2 protein-coding genes are annotated in these 1,873 nt (G+C 71.6%); both read right to left on the bottom strand.

Translation table 11 applies throughout. The features are described from left to right. The coding region (locus F6X68_RS32435) for a hypothetical protein (protein ID WP_151457802.1) at nucleotides 1–478 on the bottom strand (478 nt) is incomplete at its 3' end. 248 nt (nucleotides 479–726) lie between these two features. Next, nucleotides 727–1,873, bottom strand: a 1,147-nt coding sequence (locus F6X68_RS32440) for a glycoside hydrolase family 18 protein (protein ID WP_151457803.1), incomplete at its 5' end; no start/stop codon positions are given.

Raw genomic sequence — 1,873 nt, forward strand, 5'->3', positions numbered from 1 at the left:
GGGTGGCGGCGGGGGCCGGGGTGTTGCCGCCCGGCGCCTCGGCGGCGATGCACCAGTCGGCGCCGTCGCGGGTGACCGTGAACAGCAGCGGCCGGGTGAGTGTGCGGGAGCCGGCGGCGACCGAGATCGACGTGCTCACCTCCTGGCCCCGGGGCCCGGAACGGATGTCGGTGATCTCGGCCTGCGGCACCGTGAAGTGGTCGGCGAAGTCGCCGTTGGGGCCGGTCGCCGCGGCGTCGAAGCTCTCCTGGAGGGCGGCGCAGAGCTGGCTGCGCCCGGCCGCGACGTCCTTGGCGGTCATCGCGTCGAGGTAGGCCTGCACCCGCTCCCGCGACTTCGTGGTGGCCTCCTCGGCCGGGGCCCGCCCAGGCTTGGTCGCCGGATCCTCCTCCTCGCCGATACCGCAGCCGAGCAGGACGAGGGGAAGGGTCCCGAGCAGCACGGCGCCCGCCGCGAGCCTCCCGCGCGTCGCGCGCATCGCCACCTCCGTCGCCGTGGACATCGAGCCCGTTGAGCGGCGAGTCTGTCACATCGACGCACATGCCCGGACGCCGCCGCGCCCGAACCGCCCGGTCACCGGCACGCGACGTGCCCGTCACCGAACGCCACCGGACGCCCGGCCGGGCCGACACGGGACACTCCCCCGCGTCGGCCCGGACACAGCGGGCGGGGAGGGGCCGGTGCGTGGTCCCTCCCCGCCGTGTGGGTGGTGCGTCGGCCCTCGGCTCAGCCGAGACCGCCCTTGATGGCGCCGATCAGCTCGCCGTTGCCGGTGTCACCGGAGAGCTCCCAGAAGAACGCGCCACCGAGGCCCTGGTTCTTCGCGTACGTCATCTTGCCGTTGATCGTGGAGGGGGTGTCGTAGCTCCACCAGTTGCTGCCGCACTTGGCGTACGCCGTGCCGGCGACGGTGCCGTTGGCCGGGCAGGTGTTCTTGAGGACCTTGTAGTCCTCGATGCCCTGCTCGTAGGTGCCCGGGGCGGGGCCGGTGGCGGTGCCACCCGGGGCGGCCTGGGTCACCCCGGTCCAGCCCCGGCCGTAGAAGCCGATGCCGAGCAGCAGCTTGTCCGACGGGATGCCCTTGCTCTTGAGCTTCTGGATCGCCGCGTCCGACCAGAAGCCCTGCTGCGGGATGCCGGCGTACGAGGTGAGCGGGGAGTGCGGGGCGGTGGGGCCCTGCGCGTTGAAGGCGCCGAAGTAGTCGTACGTCATCGGCATGATCCAGTTGAGGTGCGTCGCGGCGCCGGCGTAGTCGGTGGCGTCGATCTTGCCACCGTTGCTGCCGTCCGCCGTGATCGCGGCGGTGACCAGCGCGGACGAGCCGAACTTCGACCGCAGCGCGCTGACCACGTTCTTGAAGGCGTTCGGGCCGCTGCTGTCGCAGGTGAGCCCGCAGGCGTTCGGGTACTCCCAGTCGACGTCGATGCCGTCGAAGACGTCCGCCCAGCGCGGGTCCTCGACCAGGTTGTGGCAGCTCTCGGCGAACGCGGCCGGGTTCTGCGCGGCCTGGGTGAAGCCGCCCGACCAGGTCCAACCACCGAAGGACCAGATCACCTTCAGGTTCGGGTACATCTTCTTGAGCTTGCGCAGCTGGTTGAAGCTGCCGCGCAGCGGCTGGTCCCAGGTGTCTGCGACGCCGTCGACGCTGTCCGCCGCGGTGTAGGCCTTCTCGTAGTCGGCGTAGCTGTCACCGATGGTGCAGCGGCCACCGGTGGTGTTGCCGAAGGCGTACAGGATGTGGGTCAGCTTGGCGGCCGAGCCGCTCGTGTGGATGTTCTTCACGTGGTAGTTGCGGGCGTAGACGCCCCACTGCGCGAAGTAGCCGACGACCTTCTTGCCGCCCGGGCCCGGCGGCGGGGTGGTCGGCGGGGGC

The sequence above is a fragment of the Micromonospora sp. AMSO12t genome (assembly GCF_008806585.1).
Lineage (GTDB): Bacteria > Actinomycetota > Actinomycetes > Mycobacteriales > Micromonosporaceae > Micromonospora > Micromonospora reichwaldensis.